We start from the raw sequence: 16,041 nt of genomic DNA, 5'->3' as shown, positions 1-16,041 counted from the left end.
GTCGATCTAGCTGCGGGCCAGCAGCGACTCGGTAGCCGCCAACAGCGCACACGTCGCCAGCCCGTCGACGGCGTCGCGCAGGTCGGGAAGCGACGGGAACGTGGGCGCGATCCGGATGTTCTTGTCGTCGGGATCCTTTCGATACGGGAACGACGCACCCGCCTCGGTGACCGCAATTCCGGCGTCCTTGGCCAGCGCCACGGTGCGGCGCGCCGTCCCCGGCAGCACGTCGAGGCTGATGAAGTAGCCGCCCTTGGGCTCCGTCCAGGAGGCGATCGTGGAATCCCGCAGCCGCTGATCCAGGATGTCCAGCGCCAACTCGAACTTGGGCGCCAGGATCTGCTGGTGGCGCAGCATGTGCAGGCGCACACCGTCGGCATCGCCGAAGAACCGCAGATGCCGAAGCTGGTTGACCTTGTCCGGGCCGATCGACTTCTTACCGGCGTACTGCAGATACCAAGCGATGTTGCCCAGCGACCCACCGAAGAAGCTGACACCCGCGCCGGCGAAGGTGATCTTCGACGTGGACGCAAAGACGTACGGCCGGTGCGGGTTGCCGGCTTTGGCGGCCAGCCCCAGCACGTCGACCTGACGGATGAAGTCATGGGTCAGGGTGTGCACCGCGTAGGCGTTGTCCCAGAACAAGCGGAAGTCAGGCGCGGCCGTCCGCATCAGGGCCAGCCGGCGAACGGATTCCCAGGAATAGGTGACACCGGTGGGGTTGCCGAACACCGGCACCGTCCACATGCCCTTGATCGCGGGGTCGGCGGCGACCAGTTCTTCGATCAGGTCGACGTCAGGGCCGTCGTCGAGCATCGCGACGGGGATCATCTCGATGCCCATCGTCTCGGTGATGGCGAAGTGCCGGTCATAGCCCGGAACGGGACACAGGAACTTGACGCTCGGTTCGTCCTTCCACGGCCGCGGCGAATCGACGCCGCCGTAGAGCATCGAGAAGGCGACCACGTCATGCATCAACTCCAGGCTGGAGTTGTTCCCCGCGATCAGGTTCTGGACAGGGATTCCGAGCAGCTCAGCGAAGATGGCACGCAGCGCCGGCAGGCCGTGCAGGCCGCCGTAGTTGCGCGTGTCGACGCCCTCGGGGTCGCGATAGTCGTCTCCGGGCAGGCTCAACAGCTGGTTGGACAGGTCGAGCTGCTCAGCGGACGGTTTGCCGCGGGTCAGATCCAGCGCCAGCTTCTTGGCCTGCAACTCCGCGTAGTCCTGCTGATGGCGGTCATACAGCGCTGCCAGCTCGTCACGGCTGAGGGAATCGAACGACACAATGCGGCCCTTTCGCCGTCGAACTCGGTTGCGTCACCCCTCACCAGAGGGGACCCCGCGCACCCGACAGAGCCCGTTGACCCTTGCTGCCTTCCGGCCCTGGGGGAGTTCACAGGATAGACGCCGCGCGGGGTCCAACGGCGAGTCTAGTACCTCGGCTGACGCGCTCGACGGCGGCCGCAGGACACATAGCCGCGTCCAGCGGCTACCATATCGGCGGAGGATTCGCCTAGTGGCCTATGGCGCTCGCCTGGAACGCGGGTTGGGTTAACAGCCCTCGCGGGTTCAAATCCCGCATCCTCCGCCATCAGTCCGCAACGCGGACACACCCGGTGTGGGCCGGCCAGCTTGTGCGGCAACGTTAAGCTGACCAGGGCCAACCAGTATGAGGAGGCATATGCGCCGCAAGTGGGCCGTCCTTTGGCACGCGTCATTTTCGATCGCCGCCGGCCTCCTCTACTTCTATTTCGTGTTGCCCCGCTGGTACGAGCTGATGGGCGAGACCTCGCACGCGTTGGGAACGACGCTACGGATCGTGGCCGGCGCGCTGATCGGCCTGGCCGCACTGCCGGTGGTGTTCACCCTGTTGCGCACTCGCAAGCCGGAACTCGGCACCCCGCAGCTCGCGCTGTCGATAAGAACCTCATCGATCGTGGCCCATGTGCTGGCGGGCGTGTTGATCATCGGCACCGCGATCGGCGAGATCTGGCTCAGTCTGGACTCCGCGGGACAGTGGTTGTTCGGAATCTACGGGGCCGCCGCCGCCATCGGGGTGCTCGGGTTCTTCGCGTTCTACCTGTCGTTTGTCGCGGAATTGCCGCCGCCGCCACCGAAACCGCTCAAGCCGAAGGCAACCAAGCAGCGGCGCATTCGCCGCGAGAAGCCCGGCGACACCGACGAGGCTGAGACCGAAGAGGCCGAAGAAAAAGAAGAAGCCGAGGCCGAGGCCGCTGAAACGACCGAAGCCGAAACCCCAGCAACCGAAGAGGAGCCGGCCGAGCCGGAAACCCCGGAACCGACGGGCGAGGCTGAGGTTGAGCCGGAAGTAACGGCCGAGGAAACACCCGCGACCGAAGAAACCAAAGAAACCAAAGAAACCAAAGAAACCGAAGCCGAGGAGCCGCGGAGCGCGATACGCAACCGCCGCCCGACCGGCAAGACGTCCCACCGCCGCCGGCGCACCCGCACCCGCGGCGGGCTCACGGTCGAGGAATAGCTCAGCGCCGGCGAAGACGCTCCAGGTAGCCGGCGATCCCCTGCCGGGTCTTCTCGGCACCCCAGCGCCGGCGGACGCCGTCGTCGATGTCGCCGGATTCGCGCATGCGCACCACCGTGGGCGCCCGCAGCTGGATTTTGGTGTGCCGGTATGCCTCGGCCGGAATGTCACCAAGGCTCGCTGCCTCCGCGACGGCCGCCTCGAGGAGGCCCTCGTCGACGACGGCGTGCGCAAGTCCCCGTGCGACGGCCTCGGTCCCGCGGAACGTGCCGCCGCCCAGCACCACCTCCTCGGCGCGGTCGCCGCACGCGTAGCGCATCACCTCCAGCGCAGCGACCGGGAACGGCACCCCGACCCGCACCTCTGTTGCTCCGATCTGGGCATCGGGGCTGATCAGTCGCCGATCGCAGGCGCAGGCCAGCACACATCCGCCCGCGATGGCCGCGCCGTTTATTGCGGCCACCGTTGGCGCGGGATAGCTGAACATCGCCTCGAATGCGTCCGACAGCGCCGGGATCAGCTGATCGGTGTACCCCGCACCGCCATCCAGCACGCGATTGAGGTCCACGCCGGCGCAGAACACCCGCCCGGCGCCGGTGATCACCAGCGGGCCCTGCAGCTGGTGCAGGACGTCGGTCAGTTCGCCGAGCAGCTCGACGTCGAGGGCGTTCACCCGCCCCGATGAGAGCGTCAACACTCGCGCCGTTTCCAGGGTCTGGATCTCGATCACACCGACACTCCATCACCACGGCCGAACAGCGGCGCTTCCGGGGTCGCTCGAATACTTGGGATCGGTAGCAGCCGAGCGGATTTGTACTTGCTGCCATGACGCCGCCATCGGGGCGGCGCACAACGGAAGGAAATCCGATGAAGCGTGTTATCGCGGCTGCGATGGGAACCATCGGCGGCGCTGCGGTACTGGTGGGCTGCTCCAGCGGCGGTCACACAGCCGGCCCAGCACCCAGCGTCTCCACCGGCGGTGGCGGGACCCAGGTCCAGGTGGGCGGCACCGATCTTCCTGGACTGAACCCGGCGTCGGTGACCTGCGTCAAGCAGGGCGGCAAGATCAACATCGGCAGCGGCTCCACCGGTGGCCAGCAACAGGCGCTGGCGGTGGTGATGACCGACGAGGCGACGCCGCGGGTCGAGTCGCTGGCGCTGGTCGTCGACGGCAACGCGTTGTCCGTCGCCGACAACATGAGCGCGAAAGTGGGCTCGGCCAAGGTCGCGGTGGACGGCAAGACCTACACCATCACCGGCCAGGCGCAGGGCGCCGACTTGAAGAACCCGATGGCCGGAATGATCACCAAGGACTTCAACATCAAGGTGACGTGCGGCTAGCGCGGCCGATCCCGGCCGGCGGACATGCCTCCATGTCCGCCGGCCGGACTTATGATGCAGCCGTGTCGATCTTCGACGAGCTCGAACGCGCCCGGCGCCTGGCGTTCGCCGCCGACGAGGAGGGTGCGCGCCAGCTGCTGCTGTCCCTGATACCGCGCATCGAGCAGGCCGATCGGGACGACCTGATGCTGGAGGTCTTCGCGCAGCTCGGGGAGATCTACCTGACCCGCGGTGCCAATGACGGTGTGGACGAATGCATTCGGCGGATCCGCGACTGTGTGGCGAGCTACGCCGGGATTCTGGCCGGCACGATGCTCGAGGCAGCCGGTCAGGTGCGGATGTCCGACGCGGACATCGTGCGGATGGTCTGCCGCTATTCGCGGCGCGCTCAGTTGCTGCATACCGGCCTGGCAGCGGCGCGCGGGGATCACGACGGCGCCCAGACGGCGCTGGCGGAGCTGGCGGCGTCGGTCACGGACTCCGGCGACGCCTTTCCCGACCTTGCTGGCGAGGGCGAATCCCTAGTCACCCACGCCCGCCTCCGGTGCGCCGTTGCACTCTGCGACGACGACCTGCATCCCCGATCGCTGCACTTGTGGGAGCAGATACTCGACGCCGTGAACCGGCCTGCCGCCGACGCCTATGACGACTATCTCTGGGTTTGCGCGGCCACCGGGTACGGCAGATTCTGCATCGAGACCGGGCGACTGCCGGAAGCCGAGCCCTGGCTGCGGCGGGCCGAAGCCCGCGCAACCGCCAACGGCTGGGAATTAGCCTCGGCCAGAACGCAATTGGAGCGCGCAGCGGCCCGCTGGCTGGTCGGCGACCATGTGGCGGCCGAGCAGTTGGTGTCGCGGGCTCATCCGGTCATCGCCCGGTACGCCCGGGCGCACGACGTCGCCCGGTGCTGGCTGTATCTGGGACTTACCCGGCTGGCAAGCGGCGCACTGGAAGCCGCCGACGAATGCTGGGAACACGCCGAACGGCATTGGCGTGAACTGGGTAAGCCACTGCATCTGCATCGTATTCTGCTGCAACGCAGCTGGATCCCGATCTTCTGCAGCCGTTTTGCCGAAGCGGTCGAGATGATCGCGCAAGCGCGCGAGTTGCTCGACTCCTCACCGCGCAGCAGTTGGCTGCAGTACGCTCAGCTCGACAGCCACCTGGGCACCGTGTGGCGGGCAGACGCACTGGCCGACTTGGGTTTTGACAGCTCCGGCGACCCGGAGGAGACGTTGCAGGAGACCGAGGCGCGGCAAGCCGACGGGCTCGGCATCCTGCGCGGCGAAGTCGGCACCCCGCAATACCGGCGCGCGCTGACCAAGCTCGAGCAGGCCGCCGAGCTCAAGGTGCCCGCGGCGCTGGCCGTCGACTCGGTGCGCTATTCGATCGCCGACGCGGACGCGAGAGCACGGTGGGCGGCCCATGTCTCGGCACCGATGCTGGCCGGCGCCTTCGCCGTCGCCTGGGAATGGGAGAACACCGGCCTGGTCAGTGAGCTGGTCGAATACCACAGTGCCAGAGGCACTTTCAACGCGGAACCGCAGCGGCCGGCAATGGGTGAGTGGGCGTCGACCACCACCGCAACGGCATTGGCCGACACCGAGCCGGAGCCGGCCCTCGCGGCAGCGGGTCCACCGGCGCAAACCGGTAACTCGCTGACCCGGCTTGGGCCGTTGCCGCCGCTGCGGATGGAGCCGGATGCCGAGCCGATCATGAGTCACTATCGCGCACTGGCGTTTCAGCGTTACGGTCACGCGGTCACCGCCGCCGAACCCGCCTGGTCGACCTGGCCATGACCGATTCGGACCGGCTGACTCTGGTCCTGCGATACGCCGACGTCGGGATCGCCACCTACGCCAGCTTGCGGATCGTCGGCCAGCCGTCGAAAACCGTTACCTGGGTGGTGGAAGAGCCGATCCTGCTCGCGGCTTTGACCGAACTCGCCGACGCGCTGCCCGAGCCGCACGGCTCCGAGAGCCGGCGCGATGCCATCGAACGGGCACTGGCCACAGGACCGTTCGCGTCGCCGGATGCCGAACTGACGCTCGCCTACATCCTCGGTGTGCTGCTGATCGGCACATCGGGATGGCAGCTACTGACGGAGTGCGTGTCGTCGCCGCGCTCGGTGCTGTTCGTCGCCCCCAGCGCCCATCTGGCACGCGTGCCCTGGGGCCTGCTGGCGGTGCCGAAATCGGGGCCGAACAAGGAAGAGCTGGTGCGGGCCCGGCAGGAGGCCATCACCGCCAGCGGTCGGGCGGCCGCCCGCATCCCGTGGCAGCTGGCCGATATCACCGCGCACACCGACGGCTACCGGCTGATGGAACTGGTCGACGTGCTGCTGGCGGTGCCGCAGAACATCGTCAATGCGCCGCGAACACCGGCCGGCTGGGACGCCCGACACGACGGTCCGCCGGTGCTGGTGCTGGATCCCCGCGTCCCCGGGCAGCGGCCCGACTCCGCGCTGGGATCGGTGCTCGGCCGCCCGTCGGAGCACACTGCGCTGGCACGGCACTTTGCCGAGCTGATGCGACGCCGCGCGGTGTTGCCTTGCGTCGAGACGGCGGTCGAGTTGTTTCGCCGCAGCGATGCCGACCGCTGGTGGCTGGCCGGCTTGCTGGCCCAAAACCCGAGCCGACTCGTGTACGTCGGGCACGCGAGTGCGGCCGACACTGATCTAGGCCGGGCCGACCGGGCCGCGCTGCACCTGGCCTGTCGGGCGGAAATCGCCGGTGATGCCGACGAGGTCGGCGAGCACCGGCCACTGACCGCGTCGGATCTGATGACCCTGCGGTTGCCGATACCGCCGCGGGTGGCCCTGCTGGCCTGCGCGTCGGGTGGCGACTACCGGTTCGACGAGGCTACCGGCCTGGTGGCGGCGATGATTCTCGGTGGGGCGCAGCTGGTGACGGCCACCTTGTGGTCGCTGCCCACGACCGCCGCCTATCGCCAATTCGCAACCGCCGGTGACGATCTGGTCGATCCCATGGCCGACGCGGTCGCCGCCGTGGACCGGGCCCACGAGAACGTCGACGCCGGATGCGCCGTCAATCGCTGGCAGCGCGACCAGATGCGACGCTGGCGGGACGGAGACGTCACCACCAGCCCGCTGTATTGGGCCGCCCTGGTCACTTTCGCCGTCGACGGCGCACGCTGACGGTCACGCGAAGCTCAGATCGCGTGCACGGACGGCCAACACGTCGTCGGTCAGCGAAAGCGCTTCGCGGTCAGCGGGATCGAACGCCACCAGGACGACCAGGCCGGGACGCAACGCCGATTCGTCGGAATCGTCGTCGTCGCGCACCAAGCGGCCGATGAACGTGTCGCCGTGCACGCTGGCCACCTCGATCCAGATCTGGCGCTCCCCGGCGCCGACCGCGCGCACCGTGCCCACCCCGACGGTACGGCTGTCCGCTGCTGCCGGGCGGGAGCCGCGGGCGAGCCGGCCGATCAACACCACCGTCGCCGCAGCCAGCACAACACCGGTCAGGGCGAGCCACGACCAGTGAAACATCAGGTACAGCAGGGTGGTTGCGATCAGCGCGATCTCGGCGACGACGGCCGGCAGCTTCGACGTGTTCATGCCACCAGGCTCTGGTATGCGACCGGCTACCGAACCCAACTTTCGGGTTATCACTATGGTGGCCCATACCCCTATCCTGTCGAGATGAGCGCGGATCCGCGGGTGGCGACGGCCGTAGCGGTGGGTCACCCCCGCCGGGCGGTGATCGACCGGGCGTGGCGCGCAATCGGTCCCGGTGTCGAGGTGCTCAGCAGCGATGACGGCGGCCCGCTGAGCCGCACCGTCAAACGCATCATCGATCCGCTGGTGCTGCGGTTGCGCTCGAATCCCCGGTATTCGGCCCCGGTCGTCGAACCCGGCACAGCCGCGGCAATGAGCGACCTGATCGTTGGCAGTGGCCCCGAATTACGGTGCGCAGCTGCGTGGTTCGAGGTGCTCAAACGGGAAAGGCGCCGGCTGCGGATTCGCAGCGGAAACGCCCAAGAGCTGTATTTCCCGGTCTGTTTCGAGTTGGCGGTGACGAAAGGGCCACCCGCACCCGACGATCGTGAGACGCCGGCCGCGGTGCTGCACGAGGTGCATCAGGGCCGCGACCGCACCGCCATCGAAGTGCTCAACGAATACGTGTCGAACCCCACGGTGGTCACCGCGCTGACTGCGCAACTCGACCGCAGCTGGCGCGACGTGCGCGCCCCGGAAACGGCGCTGGACACCGTGGTCGAGCCGTTTCTGGCCGGGTTGGGCGCCGTGCTGGGTGCCGCCACCGGTCATAGCGCAGCCGCCGCCCGCCAGCGCGTCTGGTGGGCCCTGATCGCCGATGCCACCCCGTACAACCTGGGCGCGCTGGCCCGCGTCGACGATGCCCAGCTGCCGTGGTCGATCGTAACGCTGGGACTGAGTTCCGTTGCGCCGCAACAGCGCCCACAGGTCGTCGGCGGCTCCGACAGCGACCGCCCGCTGGACCGGACGGTGGTGGATCGGGTGCGGGCCACGCTACGGCGTGCCCTGGATCGCGACGCGCTACCCGATGTGCCGCTGTTGTGCGCCGAGGAGGTGGACCGGGCCTGCGCCCCGTGGGGTCTGCTGGCCGAGGACAAGCAGGCGACGCTGGTGGCCGGCATCGAGGTCGCGGTCGAGCTCGCGCCCCTGGACCGCACGATGACCAACCGGTACCCGCTGGCCGCGCAGATCCAGTCCAGGCTGCGTAAGGAGGCGTATGTCCTGCACGCCCGGCGCTACCTCGCCGAAGGCGGACCGATCCACCCGCGGCAACGGCAGGTGGTCGACGACCTTGCCGCCTACCCGCAGCCGTACCTGAGCCGGCTGTGGGCCCGGCTGCACGGACGTGACGTCTGGCAGGAGCCCTGCGAGGACGTCGACGACGTGCGATCCCTACTGGAAGGCGTCGCCCGGTCGGTGAGCCTCGACCACCGGCAACGGATCAAGTCGATGCTGGAATTGCAGGTGGCGGGATGAGATTGGTCGCCGAATCCGGCTTGTGGACGACGGGCCCTGCTCAGCGGGCGGCACCGCTGACCGCGGTGCTGGAAGTCAGTGGCGCGGTCTTGTCGTGGACCATCGACGACCCACCCGACGATGCCGCGATCCACATCGCCTTCACCGACGTGTCGCGCGCCGACTGGCTGTGGCGGGTGGTCGGAGAGACCGGCCATGTGGCGCTGGCATCCGCGGTGGCCGCGCAACCGGCCGGCAACCTCGAGATCACCGGTGTCGACATCGTGCCGGGGTCGACGGCCCCGCTATGCAGGCTGGCGCTGGGCCATTGGCTGCGACGGTGGTGGCCCGCCAGTCAGCGCGACGGCATCGCCGGACTCGACCGGGCCCTGCTCGACGCCGAGGTGGCGGTGCTGACGGCCGGCGCGCACGGCTTCTTCACCGACGACACCCTGGATTCGGATGTTTCCGGGCTGCTGGCACCGCATGCCGCCGCGCTGCTTTCCCACCTGCGGACCGACGATCGGCGCGTCCTCGAGCTGATCCGTTCCGCCGCCCGGCTCGCCGACGAGGCCGGCATCGACGGTATCGACTGGTCGGAACTGTCTGCGGCAGTTGATGATTCGACGGTTGTCACGACGTTGCCGAGCGGTCGCCGGGACGACTACGCGCTGGCCGCCGGCACCGACGCGGCCCCGCAGGGTGCGGTGACGATCGGCCGGGGCGTGGCGTCGATCAACTGGGGTGCGGTGCCGCCCGGAATCTTCGATGCGGCCGAGGACACCGTCGACTGGAGTGTCGAGCCGGCGGGCCCTGGCGTTATTGCGGTAGTACACGCAACCGTCGTCGGGCCGGATCCGCCCACCGACATCCCGGTGCGGGTGCACTCCGGGGAGGTCAGCGGCGCCGGCGCCCTGGACGCCGGCGGCCGGGCCACTCTCTCCTTGGTTGACGCGCAGCAGCGCGCGCTGACGGAATCTGCTGCCTGGAACCACGATTGGCGCACGACCTCGGTGGTGATCGGCGCCGACGTCGAAGAATCGCGGCACACTCGCGATCGGGTCCGCCGCTGGGTGCGGGCGCGGGTGGACCGACCGCCGGCCGACGCCTTGCTCGCCGAAATCCTGGCCGGCGAGTCGGCTTATTGACCTGATCGCCGTGCTCCCTATGCTGAGCGAGTGCCAAAAACCTATCGGGTCGTGCAATGGACCACCGGAAACGTCGGCAAGAGCGCACTGCAGGCGATCGCCGCCAACCCAGCCCTCGAACTGGTGGGGTGCTATGCCTGGTCGCCGGAAAAGGTCGGCCGCGACGCCGGCGAATTGTGCGGCATCACACCGCTGGGCGTGGCCGCCACCAACGATGTCGAAGCGCTGTTGGACCTCGAGCCGGACTGCGTGGTCTACAACCCGATGTGGAAGAACGTCGACGAACTGGTCCGCATCCTGTCGGCCGGCGTCAACGTGGTGACCACCGCGGCCTTCATCACCGGGCACAACCTGGGTGCCGAGCGCGACCGGATCCGGGACGCGTGCCGGCGGGGCGGCTCGACGATCTTCGGCTCCGGCGTCAGCCCCGGCTTCGCCGAGCTGTTGGCCATCGTGTCCGCGATGGTCTGCGACCGGATCGACAAGGTCACCGTCAACGAGGCCGCCGACACCACGTTCTACGACTCCCCGGCGACTGAAAAGCCGGTCGGCTTCGGCCAGCCGATCGACCACCCGAACCTGCAGGCGATGACCGCGCACGGGACGGCCGTTTTCGGCGAAGCGGTCCGGTTGGTCGCCGATGCGCTAGGGGTCGAACTCGACGCCGTGCGCTGTGTGGCCGAGTATGCGCAGACCACGGCGGACCTCGACCTCGGATCGTGGACCATACCCGCGGGATGCGTCGCGGGTGTGCACGCGAGCTGGCAGGGCGTGCTCGACGGCACAACCGTCGTCGAGCTCAATGTCCGCTGGCGCAAGGGACAGACCCTCGAACCGGACTGGAAGATCGACCAAGACGGCTGGGTCATCCAGGTCGACGGGCAACCGACGGTCACCACCCGGATCGGCTTCTTGCCGCCGCCGTATTTCCAGGCCGAGACGATCGCCGACTTCATGGTGCTCGGCCACATCATGACGGCGATGCCGGTGATCAACGCGATCCCGGCCGTCGTCGCGGCGGCTCCCGGCATCGCGACTTACAACGACCTTCCCCTGACACTGCCCCGTGGGGCGGTGCCGCGCAGCAAATAGTAAGTAGCACGAACCGGCTCCCCGGCGCCGCCCGCGATCGTAAAGTTCTGGGCGGAAAGGGGTCACCGCGATGAACTTTTCGGTACTGCCACCGGAAGTCAATTCGGCACGGATCTTCGCCGGTGCAGGCTCGGGTCCGAAGCTGACCGCGGTGGCGGCATGGGACCGGCTTGCCGGCGAATTAGCCACGGCGGCAAGCTCCGTCAACTCCGTCACCGCCACCCTGGGCGGTCAATCCTGGCGGGACCCGGCCTCGACGGCGATGGCGGCGGCGGTTCCCTACGCCGGGTGGCTGAGCACGGCGGCGGCCTGCGCCCAGCGCGCGGCCGGGCAGGCCCGGGCAGCGGTCGCCGGCTACGAAGCCGCGCGAGCAACCACCGTGCATCCAGTGCTGGTCGCGGCCAATCGCGGTTTTTCAACTCGGGCGGCGGCGGGTTCAACTCGGTATTTGGTAACTCCGGAACCGGCGGCGGGAACTCGGGCGCGGCGAATTCCGGTGACGGCGGCGACAATTCGGGCCTGTACAACACGGGCGGAACCAGCTCGGGCGGCTTCACACCGAGCCTGGGCAGTCGGGTTTCTTCCACTGATGTGTTTCCACGCCGCCGACTGGCCGGCTCCCGCTATCAGCGCCCGTCGGTGGCGGAGGTTTCAGTCTCGTCCGATGCCGGGTATCCAGGGACAATGAGTGCCGAACCACCAGCCGAGGCCAGGCCGACCACGATGGGCCAGCGCTGGTCGACGACAACGTTCTCCTTGGCACGCCGGTTGACAACCGGCGTCGCGGTTGCGGTCGGCACGCTGGCCGCGTTGACCGTGGCACCTGGCGTCCAGGTCCCGTCGGCGTCCGCCGAACCATGCCCCGACGTCGAGGTGTTGTTCGCCCGCGGCACCGGCGAACCGCCGGGGATAGGCAACATTGGAGCCGCTTTCGTGGAGGCGCTGCGCTCGCAGATCGGTTCCAGGTCACTTGGGGTCTATGCGATCAACTATCCGGCCAGCGGTGACTTTTCCAGCAGCGATTTCCCGCTCACGGTCATCGACGGGGTTCGCGACGCCAGTGCGCATATCGAATCCATGGCGGCCAGCTGCCCCGCGACACGGCAGATACTCGGCGGCTACTCCCAGGGGGCGGCCGTGGCCGGTTACGTCACCTCCGCTGCCGTGCCGCCCGGTGTTCCGGCCGCCGCGGTGCCCGCGCCGATGCCGGCCGAGATCGCTAATCACGTTGCAGCGGTTGCCCTTTTCGGAACGCCGTCGGGTCAATTCCTGAACCGGTACGGCGCACCGCCGATCACCATCGGGCCGCTGTATCAGCCCAAGACGATCGAGTTATGCGCCAACGGCGACGGCGTTTGCGGTGCCGGGAACGATCCCGTAGCCCACGTCTCGTATGCGATGAACGGCATGACAAGCCAGGGTGCGGATTTCGCGGCGCGTCACCTCTAGGCTCCTCTAGGCTCTAATCTCGGCCGAGCGCGAACCACGCGACGCTTCGTAGGTGTGTTGCGTCGTGGGATACACAGTCGGCGCTAGCTTCGTAAGTCCGGTCTTGGACGGCGCTGCCCCCGAGTTGCCGGGCGCAGCCGCGACCATCCCATCAGCCACATCAGTCACTGGCCGGGGCAATACCCGATATGCCCGGCTGTCAGCGACAAATCCGTTGCGCGCCTGGGCTTGTCGCTCGTAGGCGGGCAAAATGTGCACCGCTGGGCCTGGGGATCATGTGACAGATGTGATTGCCGGACCCTGACCTGCGGTACGGGCGGCGACGAGATCACCACCTCCCAGCCGCGCCCCGGCCACACGCCGGTCCGCCCACCGTGCACAATCGCACCATGCATGTTCTGGTAACCGGAGCTACGGGGTTCGTCGGCGGCTGGACCGCCAAGGCGATTGCCGATGCCGGCCACTCGGTCCGCTTCCTGGTCCGAAATCCGGCAAAGCTGGAGAGTACCGTCGCCAAACTGGGTGTCGACACATCGGACTTCGTTCCCGCAGACATCAAGGACCGCGACGCGGTCCGTGAGGCGTTGACCGGATGTGACGCCGTCGTGCACAGTGCCGCACTGGTCGCCACCGACCCGCGCCAGAAGCAACAGATGCTGAGCACCAACATGGAGGGCGCCCGCAATGTCCTCGGCCAAGCCGTCCAACTGGGGCTGGATCCCATCGTGCACGTATCCAGTTTCACGGCGCTCTTTCATCCCGATTTGGAGACCCTGACGGCCGACCTGCCAGTTGTCGGCGGAACGGATGGCTACGGAACGTCGAAGGCTCAGGTCGAAATCTATGCGCGCGGCCTGCAGGACGCGGGTGCACCGGTGAACATCACCTATCCCGGCATGGTTCTCGGGCCGCCCGTCGGGGACCAATTCGGTGAGGCCGGTGAGGGAGTCAAGGCGGCGCTGCAGATGCACACGATCCCCGGGCGCCGCGCGGCGTGGTTGGTGATCGACGTCCGCGACGTGGCCGCCGTGCATGCCGCGCTGCTGGAGCCTGGCCGTGGGCCCCGTCGCTACATGGTGGGCGGGCACCGGATTCCGGTAGCGGAGTTGGCCACAATGCTCGGCCAGGTAGCCGAGACACCGATGGTGAGTGTCCCGGTTCCCGACACTGTGCTGCGCGTCGCGGGGACACTGCTGGACTTGGCCGGTCCGTACCTGCCGTTCGACAATCCGTTCACCGCCGCCGGGATGCAGTACTACACCCAGATGCCCGAGTCCGACGACTCACCGTCCGAGCATGAACTCGGCATCACCTATCGGGATCCACGCACCACTTTGGCCGACACGGTCGCCGCCCTGCGGGCTTAGCCGGTTGCATCGAGATTGCCGTGGAGGCTGTGGTTTCCACGGGTCCACGACCGTGGCGGCAATCTCGACGAGAAATCACGCGAGCCCGTCAGGAGACTCAGTGTCGTCTCCCTCGGAGGGCGGGGTAGGCGAATTCTTCAACCAGGTGCGTAGCCGAAGAAGTTCGTTGATCACGATGCCGATGGCCACCAGCACCAGCACCGTCACCACAATCGCGGTGGTCACGTACTCCATGGTGACAGGCGGGCCGGTTGCGCGCGTGCACCCGTAGCTGAACGGCACCGGGGTCGTCGAACAGCGCGTTTTCCACCGACCGGTCGGCGCGGGCTTGCGTCGCGGTCATGTTCATCAGCGGACGGCGCGAGCGTCAAGCGTGGGTGGGGTGAATTGCGTCTTGAGGAACCGGTCCCACATCCGGTCGGTCATCATGCGGCGCTGCGCGATCAGCATGTGCGCCGAGTGCGTCACCCGCATCCGGATCTTCGGCCGGCGCGCGGTGATCGCCTTCTGGATCGCCTTGGCCACGTCGTCGGGATCCCCGCCGAAATGGGCCAGCGGCCCCTTCTCGTAGACCTCCTTGGTGGACTGGGCGACCCCGGCGTTGAACGCGGCGTAGGGACCGTCACCGGCGCCGATCGCGGCCGCCGCCGTCGACGAGAAGTCGGTGCGAATGAGTCCGGGCTGGATGATCACCACCTTGACGTCGAAGCCCTGGACTTCGAACCGCAGCGCATCGCTGATGGCTTCCACGGCGTACTTGGAGGCGTGGTAGGCCCCGCCACTGGCCATGACCGCGGTGTCCTCCCAAGAAGCATTTGGCCGGGCATTCTATGTTGTACGTTCAACATAGGCAAGGGTGCCACCAACAAAGCTCGACCCGTCTTCAGCGGGTGGAGCTCGACGTCACCGGCGCACGCCCGGAGATCGCGGCACTCTCGCGCGGCTGTCCACCTCTCAGCAGGCAACGTGTTGGCCAGTCGTCGTTAGGCGCCAACGCGCCGGCAGTCGTCGGCGCGTTGGCGCCTTGCCGGACTTGCCTACCAGCGGCTCCACGGCTGGATCCGGCCAAGATGGTCTCGACCCATCTTCCGGCGCGGCCCTGCTCGGCGCCGGCCGGACATGTGCCCTCGCCAACGCCGCGATCCTGATCGCAGCGGCCACCGATTCGCCTGCGCGTCAGTCGATCTCAAGCGCATCGTCGCGGCCGGGCTCGCTCGTCGTGCCAGAACCGTGACGGCCTATGGGTGGCAATATCGCCAACCCGCCTCGGGCGGCGCGATCACCGGCGCGCAACAACCGCACCTGGCCGGTATCACTTCAGGCTGTGGCAATTCGCGCTTGGCGGATCGCCCGTCCGACAGCCTCTGCGTCGGTCCACGGTTCGCCGTGGGCAGGCAATAACGCGTCGTCGGCTAACGGCCGCAAGTGAATCAGCGCCTCCAACGCGGCGTGGTCGCGATCGGTGTGTTCGGCGAAGACGACCGCGCGATCGGCACCGCCGAACATCGGGTCGCGTGTCATCAGGGTGTCGCCGGTCAACAGTGCTCCTTGTCCGGGTAGGCGGAAAGCCACCGAGCCGGCCGAATGAGCCGGGACGGCAACGACAGTCGGCCGGCCGGGCACGTCCAGCTGGCTGTCGGCAGAAAGGCGACGTACCTCTTTGAGCACGGGCTGCACGAAGACGCCGTCCAACGCCGCCTCACCCAGCAAGCCGAGCGCGGAAGCATGCCAGAAGCCACGTCGTAAGCGTTGCGGCGGGCGTCGCCCTCGCGGGCTCATGGCGAACGCGGTATCCGCGTCATGCAAATAGACCGGAATCCCCTGTCGCCGTAGCCGTTCGGCAAACCCGACATGGTCGGCGTGCCCATGGGTGAGGATGATCGCCTCGACGTCGGACAATCGCCGACCAGACATATCGAGCCAGCGCTGTAGGTAGCGACGATGCCCGTCGAATCCGCAGTCGACCAACGTGACGGATCGGCCGTCGGTCACCGCATAGAAATTGACGCGATGCGTCCCGAGCAGGTGAACATTGGGCAGGATCTCGTCGCCGGGTCGTGGCCGGGCGAACGGATTGCGTTTGACCAACATGGGCGTCGCTCGTCTGTGCATTTTGCTACTATCTCGCAGTAAAACTACTCGTGGATATTTTCGATCGGATCGGTA

General features: G+C 67.8%; 15 protein-coding genes, 1 tRNA gene, 1 other RNA gene and 1 pseudogene. 11 read left to right on the top strand and 7 right to left on the bottom strand.

The window, feature by feature from the left end; translation table 11 throughout:
- Nucleotides 1–6 precede the first annotated feature (6 nt).
- On the bottom strand, nucleotides 7–1,284 hold the full coding sequence (locus tag CDN38_RS15055; protein WP_099319027.1) for an aspartate aminotransferase type Ic: 1,278 nt from the start codon (nucleotides 1,282–1,284) through the stop codon (nucleotides 7–9).
- Between the two features lie 43 nt (nucleotides 1,285–1,327).
- Nucleotides 1,328–1,424, bottom strand: an RNA gene (gene ffs, locus CDN38_RS15050) — signal recognition particle sRNA small type.
- Between the two features lie 78 nt (nucleotides 1,425–1,502).
- Between ffs and CDN38_RS15045 the strand changes: the two genes are divergently transcribed.
- Both CDN38_RS15045 and lucA read left to right on the top strand, forming a co-directional pair.
- Nucleotides 1,503–1,591: transfer RNA gene (locus CDN38_RS15045), tRNA-Ser, on the top strand.
- Nucleotides 1,592–1,681: 90 nt separating this feature from the next.
- Nucleotides 1,682–2,500, top strand: a complete 819-nt coding sequence (lucA, locus tag CDN38_RS15040; protein ID WP_075509812.1) for a lipid uptake coordinator LucA — start codon at nucleotides 1,682–1,684, stop codon at nucleotides 2,498–2,500.
- 1 nt (nucleotide 2,501) lies between these two features.
- Here lucA and CDN38_RS15035 read toward each other — a convergent pair whose 3' ends face one another.
- Entirely contained in the window at nucleotides 2,502–3,230 is a 729-nt protein-coding gene (locus tag CDN38_RS15035) for an enoyl-CoA hydratase/isomerase family protein (RefSeq protein ID WP_075509811.1), read from the bottom strand.
- 137 nt (nucleotides 3,231–3,367) lie between these two features.
- Between CDN38_RS15035 and CDN38_RS15030 the strand changes: the two genes are divergently transcribed.
- From CDN38_RS15030 to CDN38_RS15020, 3 genes are all read left to right on the top strand, one after another.
- Nucleotides 3,368–3,841 (top strand): lipoprotein LpqH, encoded by a 474-nt coding sequence (locus tag CDN38_RS15030; protein WP_099319026.1) that lies wholly within the window; start codon nucleotides 3,368–3,370, stop codon nucleotides 3,839–3,841.
- 62 nt (nucleotides 3,842–3,903) lie between these two features.
- Entirely contained in the window at nucleotides 3,904–5,640 is a 1,737-nt protein-coding gene (locus CDN38_RS15025; protein ID WP_075509838.1) for a tetratricopeptide repeat protein, read from the top strand.
- Entirely contained in the window at nucleotides 5,637–6,998 is a 1,362-nt protein-coding gene (locus CDN38_RS15020; protein ID WP_075509809.1) for a CHAT domain-containing protein, read from the top strand. Before CDN38_RS15025 ends, CDN38_RS15020 begins: the two co-directional genes overlap by 4 nt.
- Before the next feature lie 3 nt (nucleotides 6,999–7,001).
- Here CDN38_RS15020 and CDN38_RS15015 read toward each other — a convergent pair whose 3' ends face one another.
- Nucleotides 7,002–7,424: a hypothetical protein gene (locus tag CDN38_RS15015; RefSeq protein WP_075509808.1), complete on the bottom strand. Its 423-nt coding sequence runs from the start codon at nucleotides 7,422–7,424 to the stop codon at nucleotides 7,002–7,004.
- An 84-nt stretch (nucleotides 7,425–7,508) separates the two neighbouring features.
- Here CDN38_RS15015 and CDN38_RS15010 point away from each other — a divergent pair, with 84 nt between their 5' ends.
- The 6 genes and pseudogenes from CDN38_RS15010 (at nucleotide 7,509) to CDN38_RS14985 (ending at nucleotide 13,875) form a co-directional block, all read left to right on the top strand.
- Nucleotides 7,509–8,840: a hypothetical protein gene (locus CDN38_RS15010; protein WP_075509807.1), complete on the top strand. Its 1,332-nt coding sequence runs from the start codon at nucleotides 7,509–7,511 to the stop codon at nucleotides 8,838–8,840.
- Nucleotides 8,837–9,967 carry a hypothetical protein gene (locus CDN38_RS15005; protein WP_075509806.1) on the top strand — a complete coding sequence of 377 codons (1,131 nt, stop codon included), beginning with the start codon at nucleotides 8,837–8,839 and terminating at the stop codon, nucleotides 9,965–9,967. The genes CDN38_RS15010 and CDN38_RS15005 overlap by 4 nt, the downstream gene beginning before the upstream one ends.
- Nucleotides 9,968–9,997: 30 nt before the next feature.
- Nucleotides 9,998–11,059 carry an NAD(P)H-dependent amine dehydrogenase family protein gene (locus CDN38_RS15000; RefSeq protein WP_075509805.1) on the top strand — a complete coding sequence of 354 codons (1,062 nt, stop codon included), beginning with the start codon at nucleotides 9,998–10,000 and terminating at the stop codon, nucleotides 11,057–11,059.
- 70 nt (nucleotides 11,060–11,129) lie between these two features.
- A pseudogene (locus CDN38_RS33020) lies at nucleotides 11,130–11,468 on the top strand (PPE family protein); the annotation flags it as partial.
- 314 nt (nucleotides 11,469–11,782) lie between these two features.
- Nucleotides 11,783–12,508, top strand: a complete 726-nt coding sequence (locus tag CDN38_RS14990) for a cutinase family protein (RefSeq protein WP_082277021.1) — start codon at nucleotides 11,783–11,785, stop codon at nucleotides 12,506–12,508.
- A gap of 389 nt (nucleotides 12,509–12,897) precedes the next feature.
- Entirely contained in the window at nucleotides 12,898–13,875 is a 978-nt protein-coding gene (locus CDN38_RS14985) for an SDR family NAD(P)-dependent oxidoreductase (RefSeq protein ID WP_075509803.1), read from the top strand.
- Nucleotides 13,876–13,950: 75 nt separating this feature from the next.
- On the opposite strand, the gene CDN38_RS29470 is transcribed toward CDN38_RS14985, so the two are convergent.
- The 3 genes from CDN38_RS29470 to CDN38_RS14970 all read right to left on the bottom strand — a co-directional run bounded on the left by CDN38_RS29470 (nucleotide 13,951) and on the right by CDN38_RS14970 (nucleotide 15,987).
- Nucleotides 13,951–14,100, bottom strand: a complete 150-nt coding sequence (locus CDN38_RS29470) for a hypothetical protein (protein ID WP_180276267.1) — start codon at nucleotides 14,098–14,100, stop codon at nucleotides 13,951–13,953.
- Between the two features lie 123 nt (nucleotides 14,101–14,223).
- Nucleotides 14,224–14,664, bottom strand: a complete 441-nt coding sequence (locus CDN38_RS31855; protein WP_075509801.1) for an SDR family NAD(P)-dependent oxidoreductase — start codon at nucleotides 14,662–14,664, stop codon at nucleotides 14,224–14,226.
- A 528-nt stretch (nucleotides 14,665–15,192) separates the two neighbouring features.
- Entirely contained in the window at nucleotides 15,193–15,987 is a 795-nt protein-coding gene (locus CDN38_RS14970; RefSeq protein ID WP_082277017.1) for an MBL fold metallo-hydrolase, read from the bottom strand.
- Between the last annotated feature and the right edge of the window lie 54 nt (nucleotides 15,988–16,041).

This window comes from Mycobacterium ostraviense (assembly GCF_002705925.1).
Classification (GTDB): Bacteria; Actinomycetota; Actinomycetes; order Mycobacteriales; family Mycobacteriaceae; genus Mycobacterium; species Mycobacterium ostraviense.
The sequence above is the reverse complement of the archived record's forward strand: the minus strand, read 5'-3'. Positions and strand labels throughout refer to the sequence as shown.

Excerpts from the sequence above, each read along its gene's own strand:
- CDN38_RS15015 (WP_075509808.1), bottom strand. The coding sequence starts at position 7,424 with ATGAACACGTCGAAGCTGCCGGCCGTCGTCGCCGAGATCGCGCTGATC.
- CDN38_RS15010 (WP_075509807.1), top strand. The coding sequence starts at position 7,509 with ATGAGCGCGGATCCGCGGGTGGCGACGGCCGTAGCGGTGGGTCACCCC.
- lucA (WP_075509812.1), top strand. The coding sequence starts at position 1,682 with ATGCGCCGCAAGTGGGCCGTCCTTTGGCACGCGTCATTTTCGATCGCC.
- CDN38_RS14970 (WP_082277017.1), bottom strand. The coding sequence starts at position 15,987 with ATGCACAGACGAGCGACGCCCATGTTGGTCAAACGCAATCCGTTCGCC.
- CDN38_RS14985 (WP_075509803.1), top strand. The coding sequence starts at position 12,898 with ATGCATGTTCTGGTAACCGGAGCTACGGGGTTCGTCGGCGGCTGGACC.
- CDN38_RS15020 (WP_075509809.1), top strand. The coding sequence starts at position 5,637 with ATGACCGATTCGGACCGGCTGACTCTGGTCCTGCGATACGCCGACGTC.
- CDN38_RS15005 (WP_075509806.1), top strand. The coding sequence starts at position 8,837 with ATGAGATTGGTCGCCGAATCCGGCTTGTGGACGACGGGCCCTGCTCAG.
- CDN38_RS31855 (WP_075509801.1), bottom strand. The coding sequence starts at position 14,664 with ATGGCCAGTGGCGGGGCCTACCACGCCTCCAAGTACGCCGTGGAAGCC.
- CDN38_RS14990 (WP_082277021.1), top strand. The coding sequence starts at position 11,783 with ATGGGCCAGCGCTGGTCGACGACAACGTTCTCCTTGGCACGCCGGTTG.
- CDN38_RS15030 (WP_099319026.1), top strand. The coding sequence starts at position 3,368 with ATGAAGCGTGTTATCGCGGCTGCGATGGGAACCATCGGCGGCGCTGCG.